Source organism: Streptomyces sp. SD15 (assembly GCF_054462255.1).
In genome coordinates this window covers 58890-81615 of the sequence record NZ_JBTLMO010000008.1, presented here as the reverse complement: position 1 = coordinate 81615, position 22726 = coordinate 58890, and the positions used below count along the sequence as shown (strand labels likewise).

Genomic DNA, 22726 nt, shown 5'->3' with positions numbered 1-22726 from the left:
TCCTCAGCCACGGGGCAGGCCGAGCACACGCCCGGCGATGATCGTGCGCTGGATCTCGGACGTGCCGCCGGCGATGGTGCCGCCGAAGCTGCGCGCGTAGCGGTTGAACCAGCTGGCGGAGTTGTCGTCGTAGCTCATGTGGTAGTACGGCGCTGTCTTGGGGATGTGGTCGGAGACCCGGTAAGGGCGTCCAGGGATGCGATCCAATGGGTAACGTTGCCCACTGGGTGCTGCCAGACCCTAGAGAGCACTCCGCGTGACGTCAAGATGCCGCGCGAGCTGCGCAAGTGTTACGGCGGTGACGCCTTCCATCCCCCCGACGACTTGCTGGATGTGGCTCAGGTCTGCTTACTGCGCCTTACTGAGCTGCGGCTCCGTCCGTACACTCTGCGGCAACGTTCCCCACTTCACCGGAGGGCACCGGGATGGAGCCGCCAGCACCACCTCGCCGCGTCACGATCGTCGACGTGGCACGTCACGCCCAGGTGTCCACCACCGCTGTCTCCAAGGTGCTGCGCAACGCCTACGGAGCCAGCCCCGAGATGCGCGCGAAGGTGCGCCGGTCGATCGACGAGCTCGGCTACCGGCCGCACGCGGGGGCCAGAGGCCTCCGTGGGCAGACGTACACCATCGGGGTGATGCTGCCCGACATCCGCAACCCCTTCTTCCCCGAGATCCTCGACGGGATCACCGGGCGGCTCGCGGACACCGATTACCAGGTCTTCCTGGGCCCAGGCTGCAATGGGGAGATGGAGGAGGCGAGAGTCACCGAGGCCATGATCGACCGGGGAATGGACGGCATCGTCCTGATCGCGCCCGTGTCACCGCGCGCCCATCTCGAGCACGTGGCCTCAGTCGTACCGACCGTCGTCATCGGCCGCCATGGGCATTCCCCGGTGTACGACACCGTGACGGACGACGACGTGGCGGGCGCGTCCTTGGTCGTCGGCCACCTCGCCGACCTCGGCCACCGCCGGATCGCCCACATCGAGCACCACGAAACCGACCCGACGCGCATCGCGGAGATGCCCAACGCCCAGCGCGCCGACGGCTACCGGCGTGCCATGCGATCCCTCGGCCTCGCGGAGGAGATCGACATCGTCTCCACCACGTACACCCAGCAGGGCGGGTACGACGGCGTCAAGGAACTGCTCGCGCGCCCGCGCCGGCCTACGGCTGTCTTCGCCGGTGCGGACATCGTTGCCATGGGTGTGCTGGAGGCGCTCACCGAAGCCGGGTTGTCCGTGCCCGGTGACATGTCGGTGGCCGGCTACGACAACACGACGTTCGCCTCCTTCGGTCCGATTTCACTCACCAGCGTCGACCAGGCAGGCCACGAGATCGGCGAGAACGCCGCGCGCCTCCTCCTGGAGCGCATCGCCGACCGTCAAAAGGCCCCGGTCCAGGTCAAGCTCTCCCCCACGCTGGTGCCGCGCCGGACCACTGCTCCTCCCCCGGAGTGAAGAGGGGAAACGACCTATGCAAAAAGGGCCCTCACAGGCTTTCACCTGCGAAGACCCTTCGCACCGTCGGGACGACAGGATTTGAACCTGCGACCCCTTGACCCCCAGTCAAGTGCGCTACCAAGCTGCGCCACGTCCCGATGCGTCTCACCTGCGGTCACCCGCGTGATCGTGCAGGTAAACACTACCTCACGCGCAGGGGAGGACCTGCACACGAGGAGGTCACCGGGTCGGTGTGCTCAGTTCGGCCGCCGCGGTGCGCAGTGCGTCGGCCAACTGTTCTACGGCGCCTCGCTGGACGAGGTCGAGAAGGCCGTCGAGTCCTGGGTGCCGCCGTACAGGGAACGCCGCCCCGACCTCAGGAGCAGCCGCTCTCCCCGTAGCTATGCCTTGCCGTCGGCGAGCTTCCACTCCCGGTGCAACGTGCCCAGCGGGATGCTGTGCTGGAAGACGGGCGTGCCGAATATGGACAGCTGGATCTGCAGGGTGCCGCTCAGGTCGATGCCGCCGTAGACGGCCCAGGCGCCTGTCGCTTCGACGTCGGTCTTCGTGTCGGAGCCGACCGGGGAGGTGACGTCGACCGTGCCGGCGGCCTCCCCGCGCAGATAGGGGGCCAGGTCGGCGGTGACGCCCACGGTGCCGTACAGACCGACGGTGGCCTGCGCGCCGAGGGCTGCCTTCACACTTCCGGCCGCGGTGACGGAGGTGCGTACCGGAGTGCTCTCCATGTGCGACTCGTTGACCGGTGTCCAGCCCTTGGTCAGGCCGAAGGTGCCGCCCGCCTTGAAGTCGCCCTTGAGGTCCTGCTCGATGTCGACGGTGACGCGTCCGTCGCCGTTGATCTCGAAGTAGCAGGTCAGGTCGAGGTTCACGACGACGGGAATGGGGCCGACCTGAAGGACGGGGTCGGCGTGCAGCTTTGCGAACGGCACTCGCACCGGCTTGGTGGAGGCGGCGGCGCGCCCCTTGAGTGCCCACTGCGAGGTCCAGTCGCCGGAGACACCGAGGTAGGCCGCCGCCGGTCCGGATCCTGTGGAGTCGCCGCCGTAGGAGAAGTCGACCTCGGGCTTGACCTGGACGAAGCCGGATACGGAGGCCGCCGCCGAGGCCGGTGCCCCCTCGGCCGTGCCGACCTGCGCGGCGACATCGACCCGCAGGCTGCCGAGGGGGACCTTCGCACCCTCGGGACCCGAGTGGATGTCTCCCGTCCTCGTCCAGGAGACCTTCACGTCGGGCAGCAGCCGCTCCACGTCGAAGGACGCGGGATCGACGGGGACGGTGCCCTTCGCCTCGTCGTCGCCGAGCAGCGCGTTCAGGGTCGCCGGCGCGGTCTGGACCTCGGTGCCGCCATCGGCGTCGCCGATCACCTTGGTGACCTCGGCGAGGAGTCCGTCGGGAGCGCCGGGCGCGGGGGCGCTGGCGATGACATCTCCGACGGCGGTTCGGCTCGGCGCCGAGGAACTTCCGGAGGTGGGAGACGGCGACGTCCCCTTGTCCACAGCGGATATGACGGCTCGTCGGGTTCTGCTGTCGTACGACGCCACCTTGAGCGCGGTCTTGCGGGCCTTCCCGCCGGCCGCACCGGGCCGCGCCACGGCGGTCGAGGTGGCTGCCGGCTCGGGCGCGGCGGCGACGGCGAGCGGTTGGCCGCTGTCCGCGGTCGCGGCGGCCGAGGTGTCGGCGTCCGGGGTTTGTTCGACGGCGGAGGAGGAGCGCGGGCCGGGGTCTGCGGAGCAACCGGCGGCGAGGAAAAGGGCGGATGCGGCGAGCGCGGGCATGACGGCGCGCAAGGGCCGCTTGCGGATACGCAAGATCAGTCCTGAGGGGGGTGGGGGCGGCAAGGAATTACCAGCGAGTAACTAGATGTGAGCATGCCATGGAGTCATGAAGGCCTGCTTCACATTCCCGCTCCCCCTGAGGGTGACGTACGCCACGCCCACGGGCCAAGAGCAGTTGGATACCAGTATCAACTGGCCGGAATTACCTGGTAATTGACGATCCGTCGGATCGATGAACGAGGACTCGCCGGGCAGACCGACAGGCCGGGAGGGGCCGGACGACGACGGCGCCGCCCCGCCCCTCCCGGCTCCCCGTCAGGCGTTGGGGTCGAAGGGAATACCGGCCGGCTTGGCCTTCACCAAGTGGTTGTTGAAGTTCCCGTCCTTGAGCCCGAACACGGCACTGCCGAAGTTGTATTGGCTCAGCTTGTCGCGCAGGCCCGCGGGGTAGCCGTTCCAGCCGACCAGGGCGGGGAACTGCCATACGTGGTCGTGGTTCTCCGGCGGCTCGTCGTTGGTGTTCGCGGGGCGGAAGCAGTGCGTGCTCAGACCGTCCTTGTGGTAGACGATCTTCGGGTGCGTCCCGTCCCAACGGATCTGGTCACGGCCGTAGATGTTGAAATTGCCGTGGGCGGAGGTGGAGACATACTGGGCAACGTCGTTCTGCACCCAGACCACGACGTGCTCCCAGTCGTGGCGGTGCCCGCCGAGGCCACTGCCGGCCACGGCCTGGTCCTTCTCGAAGTAGAGGCCGTACATGATCGCGCACCAGCCGTTGTTGCACTTCTCGCGTGAGTAGCCGTTGGTGTTGTCGAGGTCCGAGGCGTCGCGGCACTGGCCGTTGAGGGCACCGGACGGATTGAGGCCGCCGTTGACCGTCCCGTCGGGGCCGATCGCGGGACTGGAGTAGCAGCCGTCCGTGTCGTAGTCGAAGGCCGGCTGGAACGTCTGCTCAAGTCCGTCCGCGTTGGCGGGCAGGGCCGTGGGCGGCGCGGCGAGCGCGCTCCCCGGAAAGGCCACGACCAGCGCGACGGCGCTGCCGAGGATGAGCGAGACCTTGCGGATGCGCGAACTTCTCGTCACTACGTCCCCTTGATCGACCGCGATGTGGGCACGGGCGGCCGGATTGGCATGCCCGGATCACCTTTTCCCACTTCGTCGACAACGCAAGCGTCGGGAGGTGACGCCGTGATGAAGGGTCAGCCAAGGGAAGAATTGGGCGAGTTGGACGATGCGCAGTTGGGTGGGGGCGGGTGACCGCCCTGCGCGCACACCGGACTACGGCAGAGAGCCCAGTTCGGTTACTTCCCCCGCGGGAACGGCTCCCCGGCCGCAGAGTCCGTTGCCCCTACGCTTCCCGAGTGGGCATCGCCGCGCTGTCCACCTCTCGGATCACGCCGGTGAGCTGCATTTTTCGCGCACCGGTCGGCTGGGCCCGAGGCGCCGCGACGCCTTGGTGTCCGCCCCGTCCCCGCGTCGCCGCAACCGCAGTTCGCCCATCGGAGTCCCTCAGGACGTTGGCCGCCCACGGGGGTTGCGGCCAACAGATTCCAGGGGGAAACCATCATGCGCACTACATCTGCGTCCGCACCCGCATCCAGCTCCGGCCGACGCGCCACCGCGCTCGGACTCGCCGGTCTGCTCGCCACCGCGGTGATCGCCACGACCACCGCGTGCGCGGGGAACGCGGACACCGCCGTCCGCTCCACCAGCACCAAGACGGCCTCGCCCAACGGGCTGTCCTCGGTGGAGGGCAAGGCGTACGGCTACAACCCGTACGCCTGGGCCACCCGCAGCCCGAGCACGATCGGCGTCTACGGCATCACCCTGCACGGCCAGAGTTTCAGCAAGGGCGGCCAGGTGAAGATGCTCCTCTACAAGGACTCCCGCATCCCGGGCATTCCCAGCTGGTACAAGACGGCCACCGCGCGCACCGTCTGGGGGCGCCCCGGCGGCGGCTTCGACGTCACGACGGGCCTGCTGGACTGCACAGCCTACGGCTACGCGCGGAACTCCACCCTGATGGTCCTCGACGTCACCACCAACACCTGGTCCAACAAGGTCCGCGTCTCCACGGGTTGCGGAAACTGAACGATCCGGCAAGGGCAGGCGTCCGTACGGAAGCGCGGGGACGGCGTGGGCGGCCTCAAGCGCCCGTTTCGGGTCCCCAGTACTCCGGGCCGATGCCGCGCCAGTCGATCAGTGGGGACACCGCCGCGGTCACGGGGTCCACGTCCAGACCCGCGCGACGCAGGAACTCGGACAGGTCCTCGAGGTTGTAGGCCAACCCGAGGTTCTCTCCGTGCACACGTACTCGGCGCCCGCCGGTCTCCGCCGGCGGGGCCACGATCACAGGCAACGGTTCGGACATGGTTCCAGCCTCGCCTGTCCGGTCCGGGCCTGCATCCCGACTGTGTGAACGTTCATGCCTTCTCCGTCTCCTTCCCGTCCTCGTTGCCGTCTCTCCTCCCGTCGCGAGCCCTGCGACGGGATCCCCACGGGCAAGAGGATTCAATCACGTGTTCGATTTCTGGCGCACCTCGTGCGCGCTGTCTCGTCCTGCTGAACAACTGCGGTGCGGGGGTGCTCCGCTGGTACGGTTCGATCGTGCCGCGCCTGGTGGATGTCCCTGGGTACATACGCTTTTGGACCGCCTCCGCAGGGCGCGCGGCGCAGCCTCGGTCACGAACTGCGTGAGGGGGTGGCCTGGGTCTACCGGCATCGGACTCTGGCGTCCATCGCACTGACCTCGCACGCGATGCTCCTGTTCAACACCGTGAGCACGGTCTTCGTGGTCTACGCGCTGTCGCCAGTCGGTGACGCCCGACCGGCTGCGGGGGCGGATGAACGCCACGATCCGCTCGTTCAACCGGGGGATGGTTGCGGTGGGGGCGCCGGTGGGCGGTTTGCTCGCCGACCAGGTCAGCTATCGGTTGCTGCTCAAGAAGTTCTACGCCGACACGGCCGACGAGGGCTCGATCAATCGGGGCCAGGCGCTGGAGACGATCGGCGACATGCTCGGCACCGCGACACTCCTTCCCGAGGTGGACGCCGCGCTCTACCGCGCCGCGGCCAAGATCCCGGGGGTCAGGGTGGTCGAGAACGCCAAGGACGTCGTGGGACGCCCCGGCATCGGCCTGAGTTTCAAGGACCGCGACGACCGCGACGTGTGGGTCTTCGACAAGAAGTCCCTCACCTACCTGGGCTCCGACAAAGTGTCGCTGCTCAGCGCCGAAGTCGTCCACAAGATCGACCCGAGGCTCGGGGTCAATGCTGTGCGCGTGTCCGCCAGCCGTGGTCGACCGGTCCGAGACCGGAACCGAGGGCGAATCCCGCCGCTATCGCGCCCGTGACGTAGTCCTTCGCCAGCCGCACCGCCTCCGGTACCTCCCGCCCCCGTGCCAGCTCCACCGCGATGGCCGAGGCCAGGGTGCAACCGGTGCCGTGTGTATGGCGGTTGTCGTGGCGCGGCGCCCGGAACCAGTGCTGGTCGACCCCGTCCGTCAGCAGGTCGACGGCCGCGCCGGGCAGGTGGCCGCCCTTCACGAGGACCCAGCGGGGCCCGTACGACAGGAGCCGCCGCGCGGCGCGGCCCATGCCCTCCTCGCTCGTCACCTCGATCCCCGTGAGCTCGGCCGTCTCGTCGAGATTCGGTGTCGCCACCGTCGCGACCGGAAGCAGGACGGTCCGTACGGCGTCCAGCGCGTCGTCCGCGAGCAGCCGGTCGCCGTGCTTGGAGACGCTCACCGGGTCCACCACCACGGGAGCGGTCACGTCCGACAACAGCTCGGCGACGGTCTCGACGATCAGGGGCGAGGCGAGCATGCCGGTCTTCACGGCCTGCACCCCGATGTCGTCCACGACACTGCGGTACTGCGCGCGCACCACCGCGGCCGGAAGTTCCCAAGCACCTTGCACACCAAGGGAGTTCTGCGCGGTGACGGCGGTCACCACGCTCATGCCGTGCGCTCCCAGCGCGAGCATCGTCTTGAGGTCGGCCTGGATACCCGCGCCGCCGCCGGAGTCCGATCCGGCGATGGTGAGGACACGGGGCGGGGCGGCGGGCGTCATCGGGGGCATGGTGGTGTCACTCCGTACGGGAGGGGGTGAGGGGGACGAGGGGGATGAAGGGTGCGGGTCAGTGGCGCGCACGCAGCGGGGCGTACACCGCCAGGGCCACCACGAACGCCACCCCGTAGGCGAGGTCGGCGCCGTGCAGGGCCTGCGCGACCGGGCCGACGTACAGGCTGGTGCTCATGAAGGGCACCGCGGCGGCGAAGGCGACGACGAACGCCACCAGCGCGGGCCACCACGGCTGTGGTCGCGCGCTCTCGGTGGGCAGGTCGACCGGTGCGCCGCCGCGGGCCCTGGCCCGCAGGAGCCAGTCGACGGCGACGATCGCGACGAATCCGGGGATCCAGTAACCGACGAGCAGCAGGACGTTCTGGAAGCGGCTCGTGGTGTCGGCGGCGTGCATCCACAGCACGAGCGGGAAGCCGAGTGCGGCGGCCAGCGCGGCGGCGAGCGGACGCGGCACACGCACCCCCATGGTCTGCAGCGCGAGCGAGCCGCTGTAGTCGTTCACGGCGTTGCTGCTCAGGGCGGCGAGCGCCACGGCGAGCAGGCCGAAGGCTCCGAGCGCGCCGCCGCCTAGCAGTGTGTCGACGCCCCGGGCCGTCTGGTCGGTGAAGACGGACGCACCCCACAGGCCGAGCGCCTGGACGGCCACGAAGGACACGCCGATGCCGAGGAGGGTGCACCAGAACATGCGCGGGCGGGACGACGTGCGGGGCAGATAGCGGCTGAAGTCGCTGGCGTACGGCGCCCACGACAGCGCCAGACTGAGCGCGATGGTGCAGGTCAGGACGAAGGCCCCGGCCTGGTCGGCGCCGTGCACGGTGGCGGCGGCAGCGGGGTGGGCGCCGTCCAGGAGCTTCACCGACAGGGCGGCGAAGGCGGCGGCGAGGGCGAAGGTCATCACGGTCTGGAGCCGGTGGATCGCCTCGTACCCGAGGACGCCGAGCGCCCCCTGTGCCGCCATCATGACCAGGACGCCCAGCCAGAACGGCCAGCCGCACAGCTGGGCCAGGGCGTCCCCGCCGAAGAGGCCGATCAGCGCGTCCCAGGCGATGGAGGACAGCCATTGCAGGGCGCCCGGCACCACCACGGCCCGCCCGAACGCCAGCCGGGCGAGCGGCAGCTGTCCCGCGCCGGTCTGGCTGCCCCAGGTGCCCAGATACGCGGTTGGCACGGCGCCCAGCAAGGTACCGAGGACGACGGCGACGAGCGCGGTCGAGAAGTCCAGGCCGAGGGCGATGCCGACGGTGCCGGTGAACACGCCGGTCATGGTCAGGTTGGGGGCGAACCAGACGGTGAACAGGCGGCCGGGGCTTCCGTAGCGATGGTCCTCCGGCACCGGGGCGATTCCGCGCGCCTCTACGCGCAGATCACCGGGTGCGGCGGGCATCCGCCCGTCGAAAACGCCTTGCGGGCCCCCGACGGCCACCTCACCACGGGCATACGGCAACGACATGAGACATCCCTCCGCCAGTCCTAACTGGTTCAGGTTCAACGGGTGTGATCTCAGCCCTCGTGCGGGGCACCCCGTGTCCGGTTCGGCGGTCAGGATAGCCCGGTCCGCGCCCGCGCCCCAGCGGAGGGCTCGCAGCGAGGGGTCCGGGGAGGCGGATCAGGAATCGACGCGCGGCTCCCAGCCCTCGTACGCCGCCGTCAGCAACCCCAGCACACCGTTCGCGGTGACCTCGCGGGGGTTGGGGTACGCCTGCCCGGCGACCTCGGCCGCGGCCACCGCCAGGTCCGCCTCCTTCAGGCCGAGTTCGGCGAGGGAGCGGGGGGCGCCGAGGCTTCCTGCCAGGTCGCGGAGCGCGCGGGGGACATCGTCGGTGCCGAGGGCGCGGGAGAGGGCGATGATCGCCTGGGGTGCGGCCGGCGCGTTGTACGCGAGGGCATACGGGAGGACCACCGTGTGTGTCTCGGCGTGCGGCAGGCCGAAGGTGCCGCCGAGGACGTGGCACAGCTTGTGGTGCAGGCCCATGGTGGTGGCGCCGAGGCAGGCGCCGCAGAGCCAGGCGCCGTAGAGGGCGCGGCCGCGCGCCTCGAGGTCGTCGGGGGCGGCGGCGAGGAGCGGCAGGGCCCCCGTCATCGCGCGGACGCCCTCCTCAGCCATGAGCGAGACGAGCGGCGAGACGTCGGGGGCGTACAGGGCTTCGACGGCGTGGGCGAGCGCGTTGATGCCGCTGGTGACCGTGAGGGGGACGGGGAGCGAGAGGGTGAGTTCGGGGTCGTAGACGACGCTACGGGGCTGGACGGCCGGGTCGCGTCCGGTGCGCTTCGCGCCGTGCTCGGTGAGTCCCCAGACCGGGGTCATCTCGGAGCCGGAGTAGGTGGAGGGCACGGCGATCAGGGGCAGGCGGGTGCGCAGCGCGATTGCTTTGCCGAGCCCGATCGCGGAGCCGCCGCCGACGGCGACACAGCCGTCGGCGCCCACGGCGCGCACCACCTCGACGGCCCGGTCGGCGACCTCGACGGGTACATGCATCCTGGCCTCGGTGTGCAGCCCCGCGCAGGCGTCGCCCAGCGCGTCCGCGACCGCTCGTGCCGTGGCCTCGCCGCGGCTGCCGCAGACCACCAGCACCCTGTGCAGACCGAGCCGCGCGACCTCAGCGGGGGTCGCGGACACCGCGGCGCCGGGCCGGAAGACGACGCGGGCCGGCTGGGTCTCGTACGAGAAGTCGAGAGGGGTGTTCATGGGGTTGTTCATACCGGCTCCAGTACGAGGTCGAAGCGGGCGTACTCCCGCGGGTGATCTTGTCAGGGCCGCAACGCCCCGGGTGACGCCGTATCGGCGCCGACGCCCGGGTCCAGGAAATGGAAGCCCGGCTGGGGATATCTGAGGAATTCCTGCTCGGAGGCGGGTGAGGTGTAGGCGCCCGCGAGGGAGAACACGACGCGGTCACCGGCCCGCAGTCCCGGCGCTCGGGCATGTCGGACCAGAACGTCCTTCGGAGTGCTCAACTGGCCGGTGAGGGTGACCCGTTCGCTCCGCACCGCCGGCCGCGGCCAGAGGTACGGCCACAGATCCACTTCGAGTACGGACCAGGGCTGGTCGCGCTTCTTGGCCGCGGGGGTGCTCAGATGAACCGCGGTACCGCGGACGACGGCGAAGTCCTCACTGGGGCCATGCTCGACGTCCAGCACCTCGCTCGCGTACCAGCCGCAGTACGCGGTCAACGCACGACCGGGTTCGATACGCAGCGTCAGCTCTGGGTGAGCGGACGTGAGTTGGGCGAGTCCTTCGCCGTACGCCTTCCAGTCGAAGCGATGCTCGGGGTCGTCGTAGTCCACCGCCATGCCACCCCCTACGTTCACCTCGGTGAGGTGAAGGCCGTGCCGCGCGGCCAGTTCCGAAGTCCAGTCGACGATGGCCCCGGCGACCGCCAGGTGTTCCGGAGCGTGCAGACCGTCGACCAAGTGCGCGTAAACACCGCGGAGTTCGAGCGCCGGATAGCTGCCGTCGGTGAGCAGGCCGATGATCGTTTCCGCCTGCGCCGGGTCGAGGCCGGAGCTGGTGCGGCGGCGGTCCGTCGCGAGGTCGGTTCCGGCGAGCAGGTCGTCGGCCACCGGGAGGTTGAAGCGCGGCAGGATCGCCACCTTGCCGTCCCGAGCGTGCCGTTGGGCCAGGCCGGCCAGCATGTACAGCTCGTACTCGCTCTCGACGTGGAAGCGCGTCACGCCCCGCTCCAGCGCGTCCGCGAGCTCCGTCGGGGTCTTGTCGGTGCCGCCGAAGGCCAGCGGACGGTCCGGTACCGCCTGGGTGACGTAGGAGAGTTCGCTGTCCGAGGAGACCTTGTAGCCGTCGACGTACGGGCCGAGAGCGGTCAGGATCTCCGGTTCCCGGTTCGCCTCGGCCGCGTAGTACAGCTCGACACGCTCGGGCAGGGCGGCCCGCACGAACGCGGCATGTGCACGCAGTGCCGCCAAGTCGTATACGTAGGCCGGTAGTTCGGTGGGAGGCAGGGTCAGGATGCGGTCGCGCACCGCAAGCGGGGGTGTGATCATGGGGAACTCCGGGTCGTGTGGCGCAGAATACCGGTGGCACCTGGCGAGGGAGGCGAGCGCCCGACGACGAGGCAGAGCGAGCGGCGCGCGGTCCGGCGACCCGGCCGGACGGCAGGCGCGGGTGGCAGCGGCAGCCTGGCGGGCACGAACGCCCCGGAGCGTTACACGTGCCACGGAAGGCGCAAGGATCACCGGGGCCGTGGTGTCCCGCTCCCGGTGCCCGGCCCGTCGATTCCGGCGGAGCGTGTCGGGAATACCGACCGACCGTCCGGTTCGGCACAGTGGTGGGGGACCAGGAGACGCGCGCCGTCGCCTTCCGGCTCGCCGACGCCCACGCTCGCGGGGCCGGCGCCCTGTGGCATCTCACGATCATCCTGTTCCGCGACTCCATACCCGAGGCGGCCACGGCGACCGACAGCCGCTCCGCGGCATGGCGCAGCTGACCGGGCGAGAGATCCACTCCCACCGGTGTCCATCCCAGCCCGGCGAGCGCGGGCGCGTGGGCGCCCGTCCCGCAGCAGACGTCCAGGCACGGCCCGTCCCCCGGGCCCAGCAGATCCTGGATCGTGGCGTGCACCCGCTGGATGTATGCGCCTGCCGCGGGCGACATGAAGTCGTTGTACCAGTCGGCGTGTTCGTCGTACAGCGCTGTCGTCCCAGGACTCATGCCGCCGACGCTACGGACGCGCCGCGGGTCGTGCGGCCGTGTTCGCCCAGGGCTTCAGACCGCACCGGAGGGCGTGGTCCTGCGGACACTCCAGTCGAAGCTGCCGCGACAGACCACCGTTCCCGCCGCGTCGGTGACCTCGGCGTGGGTGGCGAGCCGCGCCCGGTCGGTCCGGCCCGACAGCAGGGGCAGCAGGGTGTGCCGGGCCTCGTCACTGAGGCGGCAGGCGGCCACCAGCCGCCCTCGTGCGGGGGCGAGGAATTCCAGGGAGGCTGCTCTGCCCAGGGGTACGACCCCCTGGAAATCGCCGTCGTCCGAGCTCGCGGCGATGATCGCGCCCAGCCCCACGGCGTCGACGAGGGTGATGAGCCCGCCGGAGTGCAGCGAGCCGATGACGTTGGTCAGCGTCTGCGGTGTCTCGAGCGCGACCTCGGCCGCGCAGTCGGCGGCCCGGAGCACCTTGATCCCGGCCGTCCGGTGGGCCGGGACCGGCTCCAGCAGGGTGCGCGCCACCGCCGTCATGTCCATCGCCGCAGCCTCGCACGGGCTCCTTACGGCCGAGTGAACGACCGAGTGAACGACCGAGCGACTTGAGGGACAACGGCCGGGCGCCTCTGCGGCAGGGCGTCACCGGGGCGCCGACGGGTCGTGCACGGCGATCCGGCGGTGCGGGCGGCGCACAACGCCCAGCAGTTGGTCAGCCGCTGAGCGTCCGAACCCATTGAGCCCGGTACCGCCGCTGTCGGTACCGGGCTCGGTCGATTCCCTGTGCGGGCTCGGTCGACCACGTCGGCCATGACAACGTTTCGGCCGGATCTCGTGCGGTCGATCAGCCTCCATCGAGGACGAGGTCGGCCGCTCGCCATGCCATGGCCATGATCGGCCCGTTGAGGTTGCCGGACACCATGGTCGGCATCACCGAGCAGTCGACGACCCGCAGACCCTCGACACCGCGCACCCGCAGCCGCGAGTCGACGACGTCGTCCTCGGCCGGCCCCATCGCGCAGGTCCCGACGGCGTGATAACCGCAGCGCCCGTGTTCGAGCCCGGCGTCGATGATCTCCTGGTCGCCTCGCACCTCGGGACCGGGCAGGGTTTCGGCTTGAATCCGCCGGGCGATCGGCTCGGTCTCGAAGAGTTCCCGCATCCGTCGGAAGAGGGCTGTGCCCACGCCCCGGTCGTGTTCGGAACCGTAGTAGTTGGCCGTGATGGCGAGCGGGGCCTCGGGATCGGCCGAGGTGATGTGCAGGCTTCCCTCGGCGGTGGGGCGCAGTACGTAGCCGAGGCCCATCAGTCCGGGCTCGCGCTCCACGCCGTTCTCCTTGCCGGGTACCTCCGGTTCGAGGGAAATCGGCGCGATCAGCAACTGCGCGTCCGGGCGCGCCAGTTCGGGGCGGGTCTTGAAGAAGGCGATCACGTCGAAGGCGGGCGCGGCCAGCGGTCCGCGACGGGTGGCCAGGTACTTCAGCCCGGACAGCCCCTGCCGGAGCGGCGTGCTCAGCGACTTGTTGTAGCCGAGGTTGTCCGCGAGCCGGTACTGGACGACGAAACAGCGGTGTTCACGCAGCCTGCCACCGACGTGCGGACTGTCGGCCACCACGTCGACGCCTGCCGCCTTCAGTGTCTGTGCCGGGCCGATGCCCGACAGCTGGAGGATCTTCGGCGTGGCGATGCTGCCCGCGGAGAGGATCACTTCGCGGCCGGCGCGGAACTCGGCCTCCTGTCCTTTGCTCCGGGTGCGGACGCCGACGGCCCGGCCGTTCTCGACCAGGACCTTCGTGACCACGGTGTCCACGGCCACGGTCAGGTTCGTCCGGTCCTGGGCCGGGTGCAGGAAGGCACGGGCGGCGCTGAACCGCTCCCCGTCCTTGATGGTGGCCATGGCGTAGCCGATGCGCTCGTCGTCGCTCGCGTTGAGGTCTTCCGTACGGCTCCAGCCGAGGTCGGCGCCCGCCGCGATCGCTTCCTCGCAGAGCTGTTCCGGCCGCGCCGCGGTCGAGATGTGCAGCGGTCCACCGGCTCCCCGGACCTCCGAGGCACCGAGCGCGTTGTCCTCGATCCGCTTGAAGACCGGCAGCATCGTGTCCCAGCCCCAGCCGGGATTGCCGAGCCTTTCGAGTTCGTCGTAGTCGGCACGGTCACCACGGTTGTAGACCATGCCGTTGACGGAGCTCGATCCGCCCAACGTCCTGCCTCTGGTCCACAGTTCGACCCGGCCGGTCGGCCCCACCGGCTCGACCGGGTAGTGCCAGGCGAACCGGGGGTCGCCAAGGAGCTTGCCGAAGCCCTTGGGCATCCTGATCAACGGGCTGGAGTCCCTTCCTCCGGCCTCGATCAGCAGCACGCTCGTCCGCGGGTCCTCGGAGAGGCGGTTGGCCAGCACGCAGCCGGCGGATCCGGCCCCCACGATGATGTAGTCGTACGCCGTCACAGGTGCACTCCCTCTGGTCGATGCCGCCGCGCCACTCCCCGAAGGGGCGGAACTCTTCGTCCTGCCACCAAGGACGGACCGGCGGCATTGTCCTTGCTGACCCGGCCCGGAAACTCGGGCGGGCGCTCGGCGAGGAACGACTCGCTCCCCTCCGTGGGGTCGGGGCCGCCCGCCGATCCGACTCACGATCTGCGAGTCGAGTCGGTGCGCCGTCATCGGGTGGGCCTCGCCGAGCATCCGCCACATCATCTGCCGGGACAGGGCGACCGAGATGGCCGAGGTGTTGTCGGCGGACTCCCGGCCAGTTCGTACGCCGCCGGGAGCAGTTCCTCGGACGGGTGCACGAAGCGGACGAGCCTGGCCGCCGGCGTCTCATCGAGGCCGAAGACCCGGCCGGCGTCCACCCATTCCATGGCTTGCTGCGTACCCACCGCACACGGCAGGAACCAGCTCGCGGCGGACTCCGGCACGATGCCCCGGCGCGCGAGGACGAACCCGAACTTCGCCGAGGTCGAGGCCGGCCGGATGTCCATGGGCAGGGGCATGCTGGCCCCGACGCCCGCCGCCGGGCCGTTGATCACGGCGATGACCGGCTTGGCCGAGGAGTAGATCCGCAGCGCGAACCGGCCGCCCCCGGTGTCCCGGTGCCGTGCGCCCGCCTTGCGGTGGTCGAAGGAGCCGCCGCCCGAGCTGACGTCGGCGCCCGCACAGAAGCCCCGCCCGGCGCCGGTCACGCGTACGTCGTCGTCGGCGGGGCGGCGGCGGCCGCGTCCAAGACGTCCAGCAGGTCGCTCATCATCTGCGCGGCGATCACGCCGTCTGACTCAAGCCCTCGGCGACTCATGGTGAACGCAAGAGTCCGGGCCGCGCTGAAGGGCCACCCCGGCGTTCCTGCCGCGGGGGCTCGCGGCGCGCCGGGGACCGGCTGGCCCCATCATGAAGAGAGGGAGCGTGCAGCCGTGGCGGCTACGGGACGGTACGGGAGAGTGTGTGGCGAGGGCACCGATCGACTACGAGGCACTGTTCGCCGCGACGCCCAGCCCGTATCTGGTGCTGGGTCCCGATCTGGTGATCATTGCTGTCAATCAGGCGTATCTGACGGCGACCGGCTTTGTCCGGGGGGATCTGGTGGGCCAGTACCTGTTCGACGCGTTTCCCGACAACCCTGGGGACCCGCAGGCCGACGGGGTGCGGAATCTGGCTGCGTCTCTGCACCTGGTCCTGCGCTCGAAAGAACCGGACACCATGGCGGTGCAGAAGTACGACATCCCCGTCGCCGGCCGGCCAGGAGTGTTCGAGGAGCGATGGTGGTCCCCGATCAACACTCCCGTCCTCGGGCCGGACGGGCAGGTGGCGTGGATCATCCACCGAGTGGAAGACGTGACCGATTACGTGCTCTCCCGCCCGTTGGTCCCCCGCCCGGGAAGGGTGCTCAGTGAGCGGGAGACGACCGAGGCCGAGCTGTACGCGCGGGCCCGCGAGCTGCAGCGGCTGAACGAGGAACTGCGTAGGGCCCACGCGCGGGAACGCCAGGTCGCCGTCACCCTGCAGGAGGCCATGCTCCACTCGCCCGATCTGGCGCGGCACTCGAACATCGCCGTGCGCTATCTGCCCGCCGCCGGATCGCTGAACGTGTGCGGCGACTGGTACGACGTGGCCGACCTGCCCGATGACGGCTTCTCGGTCGCAGTCGGCGACGTCGTCGGCCACGGCCTGGAGGCCGCCGCGGTCATGGGCATGCTCCGCAGCGCTCTGTCCGCCGCCGTCCGGGCCCTGTGCGAGCCCGCCAGAGCCCTGGAAGTCCTGGGCCTGTACGCCCGCTCGGTGGACGGTGCACTGGCCACCACGGTGGTGAAAGTCGTCATCGACGTCCACGCCCACCAGATCGCCTACAGCAGCGCGGGCCATCCTCCGCCGGTCCTGGTGCACGCCGACGGCACCTTCGACCTGCTCGACCAGGCCACCGACCCACCGCTGGGCGCCCGCCTCCACCACATGCCTCGCCCGCAGGCCGACCTGCTCTACACCCCCGGCGACACCCTCGTGCTCTACACCGACGGACTCATCGAACGCCGCGGCGAGGACATCGATACCGGCCTGCACCGTCTCACCGACGTCCTCACCCGCCACCGCGACATGGCCCCCGAACACCTCGCCGACACGGTCCTCGCGCACCTCGGCGTCAGCGGCGGCGGCCGCGACGACATCGCCCTGATCACCGTGGCGCTGTAGACCACGAGCGAAGAACCGACCGAGGTCGACGTGGGACCAGTTCGCCCGGTCGATGATGTGCCGGACCATGCCGAGGGGCACCCCGGCGTACCGGGCGGCCACCGTGCCGCCATCACGCTCTGGTGAGACGCCTCACGGGGCGCCGGATACCGAGCCGGTCCAGCAGTCGCGCCGACAAGATCGGCAAGGGTGTCCTCGTCACCCACTCGCACGCCGGCGGATTCGGCTGGGACGCGACGATGAAGAACCCGAACATCGAGGGCGTCATCGCCTCTTCACCAGCCTGGACGAGCAGATGGCGTTCGACGCGTTCGCCCGCGTCGAGTCGATCTCTCCGCGCCGCTGCTGATGATCGCCGGCTCCAAGGCGGACACCCGCTACTTCAGCGAGGAGGCCTTCGAGAAGGCCAAAGAGCCCAAGGAGGTGTTCGTCGTCGACGGCGCCACCCACATCGACCTGTACGACAAGCCGGAGTTCGTCCCGCAGGTGCTCGGGAAGCTGACGGACTTCTACGCGAAGTACCTCTGACCCCGGCCCCGAATGCGGCCCATGCCGGTCTGGACGCCTCGTCCAGGTCAACACCTGGCAGGGGCCGCGTTCGGCTGCCGTCCGCAGGCGGCCTCTTGAAAGAAGGTGTACGAGAGCGTGCAGACATCCAGCGGAACACAGCTCGGTTCGATCGCTTCATGGCTGCGCAGCCGCGATCCGGAACTCGCGGCGACCCGCCGCGCCGGTCGGACGGCGATCGTGATGCCCGCCCTGTTCGCGCTGTGCAGCCAGGTCATCGGCTCGCCGACGATGGCGACCTTCGCTGCGTTCGGGTCGTTCTCGATGCTGCTGCTCGTGGACTTCACCGGACCGATGACGCAGCGGCTGCGCGCGCACCTCGGACTCGCCGTGGCCTGGGCCGTCCTGATCAGCCTGGGCACGCTCGTGGCCGGCCAGACCTGGCTCGCCGTTTCCGTCATGGTCGTCGTCGGCTTCCTGGTGCTCTTCTCCGGAGTGGTCAGCTCCGTTCTCGCCGGTGCGTCGACGGCACTGTTGCTGGCCTTCGTTCTCCCGGTGACCGCGCCCGTACCGTTGTCCCAGCTGCCCGAACGGCTCGCCGGAGCGGGTCTGGCGACGGTCGCCACCATGCTCGCGGTTTCCCTTCTGTGGCCCCGGCCGGCGGCGGACCCCCTCAGCGCACCCGCCGCCCGCGTCTGTCGCGCGGCCGCGCGACAACTGCGTACCGACGCATTCCTCATGGACTCCGGGCCGGACGTGGCCGGGGCCGCGCAATGCCGGGCCGCCGCCGACGAGGCCGCTGCCGCTGCCGCCGACCTGCGTGACGCCTTCGACGCCACTCCCTACCGGCCCACCGGCCTGTCCACCAGCTCACGCGCGCTCGTCCGTCTGGTCGACGAACTGACGTGGCTCAGCGGCATCCTGGCCGACAGTGCACCGCCTCTGGAGGGTCACCTGGCGTGCGACGCCGACGCCCATGCCGTACGACGGGCCACCGCGCGTGTCCTGGACGAGGCGGCCGACCTCCTCGACGCTCCGAACAGCTCACCGAAGGGCCTGCGCACTGCCGCGGACGACCTGCGCAGGGCCATGGTCGACATGGAGCGCAATGCGCCCACACGGCTGCCCGTGCACCGCGAAGGCGCCGGCACACCGTCGCGGGTGCACCCTGTCATCGGTTTCCTGGACCTCTCGTTCCGGGCCCAGGAGTTGGCTTTCGCGACGCTGCAGATCGCCGAGAACGTGGACCGGGCGGCTGCCGCCGAGTGCCGTGGCTGGCCGGATCGTCTACTGGGTCGCGAGCCCGGTGCCGTGGCCGAACCGCTCAGCTCGGCCCGCGAGCGGGCCGCCGCCCACCTGCGGCCCAACTCGGTCTGGCTGCACAACAGTCTCCGGGGCGCTGTCGGCCTCGGCATCGCGGTCGCCCTGGCCGACCTGACGGGTGTGCAGCGCTCGTTCTGGGTGCTGCTGGGGACCTTGTCGGTGCTGCGTTCGAACGCCCTCAGCACCGGGCAGAACGCGCTGCGCGCCCTGGGTGGCACGCTCGCGGGTTCGCTCATCGGAGTGGGGTGCTCCAGCTCATCGGGCACCACGGCGACGCGCTCTGGTTCCTGCTGCCCGTGGCCGTGCTCGTGGCCGGTACCGCGCCTTCGGTCATCTCCTTCGCCGCCGGCCAGGCTGCCTTCACCGTCACCCTGGTCGTCATGTTCAACGTCGGCCAGGATCCCGACTGGCACATCGTGCTGTTGCGTATCGAGGACATCGCCCTCGGGTGCGCGGTGAGCTTGCTGGTCGGTCTCTTCTTCTGGCCGCGCGGCGCCACGGCCGCCGTGGACCGGGCGCTCGCCGAGGCATACCGCGACAGCGCCCGCTATCTGGCTGCCGCGGTGGAATACGCCGTGGGGTGCTGCGGCGGCGTTCACCCACCCGGGGGCCCTCCCGTCGCGGAGGGGCGCGACGCCGCCGGGGCCGCTCGCCGGCTCGACGACGCCTTCCGCAGCTACCTCGCCGAGCACGGATCCAAGCCGACGCCGTTGGCTGACATGACGACGCTGGTCACCGGCATCGTGGGGCTGCGCCTCGCCGCCGACGCCGTACTGGGCCTGTGGCAGCGGGCCGGCGAGCAGGCCCTGGAGGCGGACCGGGGCGAGGCCCGTATCGTGCTGCTGGGCGCCTCCGGGCGTGTCACCGGCTGGTACCGAGACCTCGCCGCGACCCTGAGTCGAGGCACCGCTGTTCCGCAGCCCCTGCCGCGCAACCCCACGGCGGAGGGGCACCTGGTCGAGTCCCTCCGCCGTGATCTGAGCGACGAGCGCGGCAGGGCCACGGCAACCGCCGTCCGCGTCATCTGGACGGCCGACCACCTCGACGCCGCCCGCCGCCTACAGCCCAGCCTGGCCACCGCTGCCCGGCCGAGCGCGTCTTCCTGAACGCGCTCACGCGTCCGGCGTCGGACGTACGGCCGTGGTGGGCCTGGTCCTCGTCCTGACGACGAAGTCGAACGTGGCGGTGTTGAAGGGCACTTCGAAGCGTCGGGCGGTGAACTCCATCGTCGTGCAGGGCGGTCTCGGCCTGGAGCGAGGACGCGGCTAGATGAATGGTCGCCCAGGTCCTGCTCGGCTTCCCCTCTGCCCGGCACTGGATCCGCTTCGCACATGCCCGGCTGGGACATCTCTTCCGCTACCTGCCCCAGCAGTCGGCCTACAACAAGCGGCTCAACGCCGCCGGTCCGCTGATCAGCCACGTGATCGAGGCCCTGGCCAGGCAGGTGCCCACCTGGAATGACGACCTGCGGCTGATCGACTCCACGCCGCTGCCCTGCGCGGCTTCCCGCGAGACCGTCAAACGGTCCGAGCTGGCCGGGCACGCCGGATACGGCTACTGCCGCAGCCACTCCCGGTTCTTCCGGGGATTCCGGCTCTACCTGCTGACCACCGCCGAGGGCATGCCGGTGTCCTGGTGCCTGGCCAACCCGAAGCTCGGCGAACGGGAAGTGATGACCGCACTGCTGGAACGCGACCATCACCTCGTCCGCACCGGTCAGGTGATCCTCGCGGACAAGGGCTTCGCCGGGCGGGCGGGAGTTTGAAGCGTTCCTCACCGAGCGCCTGGGCATCCATCTGGTGCGGCCGGACCGGACCTCGCCGGGGATGGACGGCTCGACGTTGTCGATCTCGACGGCCCACTACGAGGGTTCTACGAGCACACGCCGCAGGGAGGACCGGCTGACCGTGGAGATCCGCGACCGGCTGCGGAATCCCACCGGAAGTCCGGCCGCGGATCTTCGAGCCGTTCTTCACCACGAAGCCCGTGGGCGAGGGGACCGGCCTCAGGCTTGACATCTCCTACCGGATCATCGCCGACGCCGGCGTAGGCAGAACCTTGTAGAGCCTCGACAGCTGTTTCGAGGCAGCAAGGACAGTGCCGTCGGGGCGGACGATGGCTGACTGTGCACGACCCTCCGTCAGCCATCGGTGCAGCTCGCTTCCCGGTCGGGCCGTGATGAGAACTGCTCCCCTACGCTCCGCTTCGGCTCGTTGCTCCGCAGACGGCTCGGTGGACGTGACGATCGCGAAGCGGCCCGCGGCCACGTCGTCGAAGCGGCGGTCGCCGTCGAGGACCGCGTTCGGGCACAGCCGGCCCGCGAGGGTACGGCGCAGGCGCGGCCGCACCACCAGGTCGCAGCGGCGCAGCGGGGGTGTCTCGCTGTCGGTAGCCAGGTCGATGAGGCCGGGTACGTGGCGCAGCCGAGGCGCCACCGCGCGGCGGATGATGTTGCCCAGCTCGCCGCCGGCCGTCATCGCGGCGCCGATGAGCTTCGCCAGCTTGATTATGGCGCGGGCGTGGTGCTTGCGTTCGATCTCGTAGGTGTCGAGCACGGTCTCGGGCAGGGTCTCACCGAGCACGCCGGCGAGCTTCCAGGCGAGGTTCATCGCATCGCGCACCCCGGCACACATGCCCTGGCCGATGAACGGTGGGGTGAGGTGGGCGGCGTCGCCGAGCAGGAACACTCGCCGGTCGCGCCACCGGTCGGCCATCTGCGCGCGGAAGACGTACTCCGCTGCGCGGACGATTTCCAGCTCCGTGACGGGGGTGTTCCCGGTCCAGCGCGAGATCAGCGGATGCAGCCGGTCCAGGTCGGGGTAGTCGTCGGCGGTCTCACCGGGTGTCAGCTGGAACTCCCAGCGGTAGCGGGTCTTTCCAATCCGCATGTACGTGCCGGCGCGGGCCGGGTCGCAGAGCTGGTGCGCGCCTTCCCACTGGCCGAGTTCGGCCTCGGTGACCACGTCGACGACGAACCAGCGCTGCTCGAACTTCAGGTCTTGCATGCTACCGCCGATCGAGGCCCGGGCCAGGCTGTTGGCGCCGTCACAGCCCAGCACGTACGCCGCGCGGATGGATTCCGCCGTGCCGGTCGTCCGGTCGGTGACGTCAACCACCACCCCGCTGCCGTCCTGGGTAAGTCCGGTGACTTCGATGCCGCCGCGCAGGGTGGCGGTGGGGTACCGCTTGAGATTCGTACGAAGGATGGACTCCAACTCCGGCTGGTCGAACGTGCTCCCCTGGGGGTAGCCGTGTCTGCCTGGCGCGGTGTCACGCTGGAACTCGGCCAACACCCGCATGTCTCTGTCGATGAGTCGCAGGCCCCGGTGCGGCCTGGAGATCGCGGCAAAATCGTCGCGGAGTCCGAGGCGCGCGAGGATGCGGTGGACCTCGTCGTCGAGAGTGGCAGCGCGGGGCAGCGGGTAGATCGTCTCCCACCGCTCGAGTACCAGGCATTCGACGCCGTACTGGGCAAGCAGCGTCGCAGCGGTGAGCCCGGTGGGGCCCGCGCCGACGATTACTACAGGAACCGTCTTCATCGTGTCGCTCCCATGTGGACAATGAGGTAGGCGAAAAAAGGAGTCCGCAGAAGACAGTGGGGGCGAGTTTCCGCGGGCCGTCACCCTTACGCAGGTGTACGACGAGGGCTCCGGCGAGCAGGAGCAGCAGCCCGGCACCGGCGAGGGTGCCGATCAGCGGCTCGATCAGGCCGATGAGCAGTCCGACCGCCCCGGCGACCTCGAGCCCGCCGATCCGGCGATACGCGGCGGTGGAGAACCCGGCCTCCGCGCCAGCTCGCGCATCGGCTGCAGGGCCAGGACCTTGGCCGTGCCCAGGGCGAAGAAGATCAGCGCGAGCAGCACTGCGAGGATGGCCGCTTGTGGTTCTGATCCTGGCCCTTGAAGAACATCGTCGCGCCGGTCGCGTCCGCGAGCCGCAGCACGTCCTTCGCGTCGGTAGCCTTTAAGGCCGAGCCGAGGAACCGGGACCGGGGGCCGCGGCGGATCAGGACGCAGGGCGAGCCCGGGTCCGTGCCGCGCAGGTACAGCTCGTCATGGGTACGCACCGACACGGTGAAGCCGAACGCCCGGGCGAACATCTCCGCCCGCTCAAGATCGGGCTTCTCGAACTCCAGCCAGGCCAGGTCGTGCACCTTCACGATCGGGTTGCGCGCCCTGCCCGGGTGCTCGCCCACCAACGCACCTTGCTCACTGTGCAGATCGGTATGCGGGTCCTGCCGGTTCAT

General features: G+C 70.2%; 20 protein-coding genes, 1 tRNA gene, 5 pseudogenes and 1 riboswitch. Of the genes and pseudogenes, 10 read left to right on the top strand and 16 right to left on the bottom strand.

All coding sequences use genetic code 11. The features are described from left to right. Positions 1-3: 3 nt before the first annotated feature. Positions 4-207 (bottom strand): hypothetical protein, encoded by a 204-nt coding sequence (locus ACX28W_RS10590; protein WP_458998625.1) that lies wholly within the window; start codon positions 205-207, stop codon positions 4-6. 218 nt (positions 208-425) lie between these two features. Here ACX28W_RS10590 and ACX28W_RS10585 point away from each other — a divergent pair, with 218 nt between their 5' ends. Then, positions 426-1463 carry a LacI family DNA-binding transcriptional regulator gene (locus ACX28W_RS10585; RefSeq protein ID WP_458998624.1) on the top strand — a complete coding sequence of 346 codons (1038 nt, stop codon included), beginning with the start codon at positions 426-428 and terminating at the stop codon, positions 1461-1463. Between the two features lie 66 nt (positions 1464-1529). Here ACX28W_RS10585 and ACX28W_RS10580 read toward each other — a convergent pair. The 3 genes from ACX28W_RS10580 to ACX28W_RS10570 form a co-directional block, all read right to left on the bottom strand. Beyond that, a tRNA-Pro gene (locus ACX28W_RS10580) sits at positions 1530-1603 on the bottom strand. Between the two features lie 243 nt (positions 1604-1846). Beyond that, positions 1847-3241: a hypothetical protein gene (locus tag ACX28W_RS10575; RefSeq protein ID WP_458998737.1), complete on the bottom strand. Its 1395-nt coding sequence runs from the start codon at positions 3239-3241 to the stop codon at positions 1847-1849. Positions 3242-3556: 315 nt separating this feature from the next. After that, a complete protein-coding gene (locus ACX28W_RS10570) occupies positions 3557-4324 on the bottom strand; it encodes an NPP1 family protein (protein WP_458998623.1) in 768 nt (255 codons plus the stop codon). Between the two features lie 483 nt (positions 4325-4807). Here ACX28W_RS10570 and ACX28W_RS10565 point away from each other — a divergent pair, with 483 nt between their 5' ends. After that, positions 4808-5332, top strand: coding sequence for a hypothetical protein (locus ACX28W_RS10565; RefSeq protein WP_458998622.1), 525 nt, complete (start codon positions 4808-4810; stop codon positions 5330-5332). 55 nt (positions 5333-5387) lie between these two features. On the opposite strand, the gene ACX28W_RS10560 is transcribed toward ACX28W_RS10565, so the two are convergent. Continuing rightward, complete coding sequence (locus ACX28W_RS10560) at positions 5388-5612, bottom strand: hypothetical protein (RefSeq protein ID WP_362076362.1); 225 nt, start codon at positions 5610-5612, stop codon at positions 5388-5390. A 282-nt stretch (positions 5613-5894) separates the two neighbouring features. On the opposite strand from ACX28W_RS10560, the pseudogene ACX28W_RS10555 reads away from it, so the two are divergent. After that, positions 5895-6183: pseudogene (locus ACX28W_RS10555) on the top strand (hypothetical protein); the annotation flags it as partial. A 325-nt stretch (positions 6184-6508) separates the two neighbouring features. Here the strand turns inward: ACX28W_RS10555 and thiD are convergent. From thiD to ACX28W_RS10535, 4 genes are all read right to left on the bottom strand, one after another. Further along, complete coding sequence (gene thiD, locus ACX28W_RS10550; RefSeq protein ID WP_458998621.1) at positions 6509-7321, bottom strand: bifunctional hydroxymethylpyrimidine kinase/phosphomethylpyrimidine kinase; 813 nt, start codon at positions 7319-7321, stop codon at positions 6509-6511. 58 nt (positions 7322-7379) lie between these two features. Then, positions 7380-8774 carry a purine-cytosine permease family protein gene (locus ACX28W_RS10545; protein ID WP_458998620.1) on the bottom strand — a complete coding sequence of 465 codons (1395 nt, stop codon included), beginning with the start codon at positions 8772-8774 and terminating at the stop codon, positions 7380-7382. After that, a riboswitch (TPP riboswitch) is annotated at positions 8764-8858 on the bottom strand. It overlaps the preceding gene by 11 nt. A gap of 72 nt (positions 8859-8930) precedes the next feature. Then, positions 8931-10010, bottom strand: a complete 1080-nt coding sequence (locus ACX28W_RS10540; protein ID WP_458998619.1) for a maleylacetate reductase — start codon at positions 10008-10010, stop codon at positions 8931-8933. A 62-nt stretch (positions 10011-10072) separates the two neighbouring features. Beyond that, positions 10073-11320: a type III PLP-dependent enzyme domain-containing protein gene (locus ACX28W_RS10535; RefSeq protein WP_458998618.1), complete on the bottom strand. Its 1248-nt coding sequence runs from the start codon at positions 11318-11320 to the stop codon at positions 10073-10075. Positions 11321-11604: 284 nt separating this feature from the next. Here ACX28W_RS10535 and ACX28W_RS10530 point away from each other — a divergent pair, with 284 nt between their 5' ends. Then, the gene (locus ACX28W_RS10530) at positions 11605-11763 is read left to right on the top strand and encodes a hypothetical protein (protein ID WP_458998617.1); all 159 of its coding nucleotides are present in this window, start codon (positions 11605-11607) and stop codon (positions 11761-11763) included. A 278-nt stretch (positions 11764-12041) separates the two neighbouring features. Here the strand turns inward: ACX28W_RS10530 and ACX28W_RS10525 are convergent, their stop codons facing one another. From ACX28W_RS10525 to ACX28W_RS10515, 3 genes are all read right to left on the bottom strand, one after another. Beyond that, the gene (locus ACX28W_RS10525) at positions 12042-12515 is read right to left on the bottom strand and encodes a DUF4442 domain-containing protein (RefSeq protein WP_458998616.1); all 474 of its coding nucleotides are present in this window, start codon (positions 12513-12515) and stop codon (positions 12042-12044) included. 301 nt (positions 12516-12816) lie between these two features. Then, positions 12817-14418, bottom strand: coding sequence for a GMC family oxidoreductase (locus ACX28W_RS10520; protein ID WP_458998615.1), 1602 nt, complete (start codon positions 14416-14418; stop codon positions 12817-12819). A gap of 245 nt (positions 14419-14663) precedes the next feature. Then, complete coding sequence (locus ACX28W_RS10515; RefSeq protein ID WP_458998614.1) at positions 14664-15152, bottom strand: enoyl-CoA hydratase-related protein; 489 nt, start codon at positions 15150-15152, stop codon at positions 14664-14666. A 256-nt stretch (positions 15153-15408) separates the two neighbouring features. Between ACX28W_RS10515 and ACX28W_RS10510 the strand changes: the two genes are divergently transcribed. Together ACX28W_RS10510 and ACX28W_RS10505 are read left to right on the top strand one after the other, a co-directional pair. Further along, complete coding sequence (locus tag ACX28W_RS10510; RefSeq protein WP_458998613.1) at positions 15409-16650, top strand: PP2C family protein-serine/threonine phosphatase; 1242 nt, start codon at positions 15409-15411, stop codon at positions 16648-16650. Positions 16651-16998: 348 nt separating this feature from the next. After that, positions 16999-17178: an alpha/beta hydrolase gene (locus tag ACX28W_RS10505; RefSeq protein WP_458998612.1), complete on the top strand. Its 180-nt coding sequence runs from the start codon at positions 16999-17001 to the stop codon at positions 17176-17178. A 47-nt stretch (positions 17179-17225) separates the two neighbouring features. Here ACX28W_RS10505 and ACX28W_RS10500 read toward each other — a convergent pair whose 3' ends face one another. Next, positions 17226-17786, bottom strand: coding sequence for a hypothetical protein (locus ACX28W_RS10500; protein ID WP_458998611.1), 561 nt, complete (start codon positions 17784-17786; stop codon positions 17226-17228). Positions 17787-18062: 276 nt separating this feature from the next. Here ACX28W_RS10500 and ACX28W_RS10495 point away from each other — a divergent pair, with 276 nt between their 5' ends. The 4 genes and pseudogenes from ACX28W_RS10495 to ACX28W_RS10480 form a co-directional block, all read left to right on the top strand. Continuing rightward, positions 18063-19586, top strand: a complete 1524-nt coding sequence (locus ACX28W_RS10495) for an FUSC family protein (protein WP_458998610.1) — start codon at positions 18063-18065, stop codon at positions 19584-19586. 34 nt (positions 19587-19620) lie between these two features. Further along, positions 19621-19749, top strand: coding sequence for a hypothetical protein (locus ACX28W_RS10490; protein ID WP_458998609.1), 129 nt, complete (start codon positions 19621-19623; stop codon positions 19747-19749). Positions 19750-19756: 7 nt separating this feature from the next. Beyond that, positions 19757-20294: pseudogene (locus tag ACX28W_RS10485) on the top strand (transposase); the annotation flags it as partial. Between the two features lie 78 nt (positions 20295-20372). After that, positions 20373-20520, top strand: a pseudogene (locus ACX28W_RS10480) (ATP-binding protein); the annotation flags it as partial. On the opposite strand, the gene mhpA reads toward ACX28W_RS10480, so the two are convergent. The 3 genes and pseudogenes from mhpA to ACX28W_RS10465 all read right to left on the bottom strand — a co-directional run. Next, positions 20502-22019: a bifunctional 3-(3-hydroxy-phenyl)propionate/3-hydroxycinnamic acid hydroxylase MhpA gene (gene mhpA, locus ACX28W_RS10475; RefSeq protein ID WP_458998608.1), complete on the bottom strand. Its 1518-nt coding sequence runs from the start codon at positions 22017-22019 to the stop codon at positions 20502-20504. The pseudogene ACX28W_RS10480 and the gene mhpA overlap by 19 nt on opposite strands. Before the next feature lie 97 nt (positions 22020-22116). Further along, positions 22117-22233: pseudogene (locus ACX28W_RS10470) on the bottom strand (DoxX family protein); the annotation flags it as partial. Between the two features lie 154 nt (positions 22234-22387). Then, positions 22388-22726 (bottom strand): annotated as a pseudogene (locus tag ACX28W_RS10465) (VOC family protein); the annotation flags it as partial.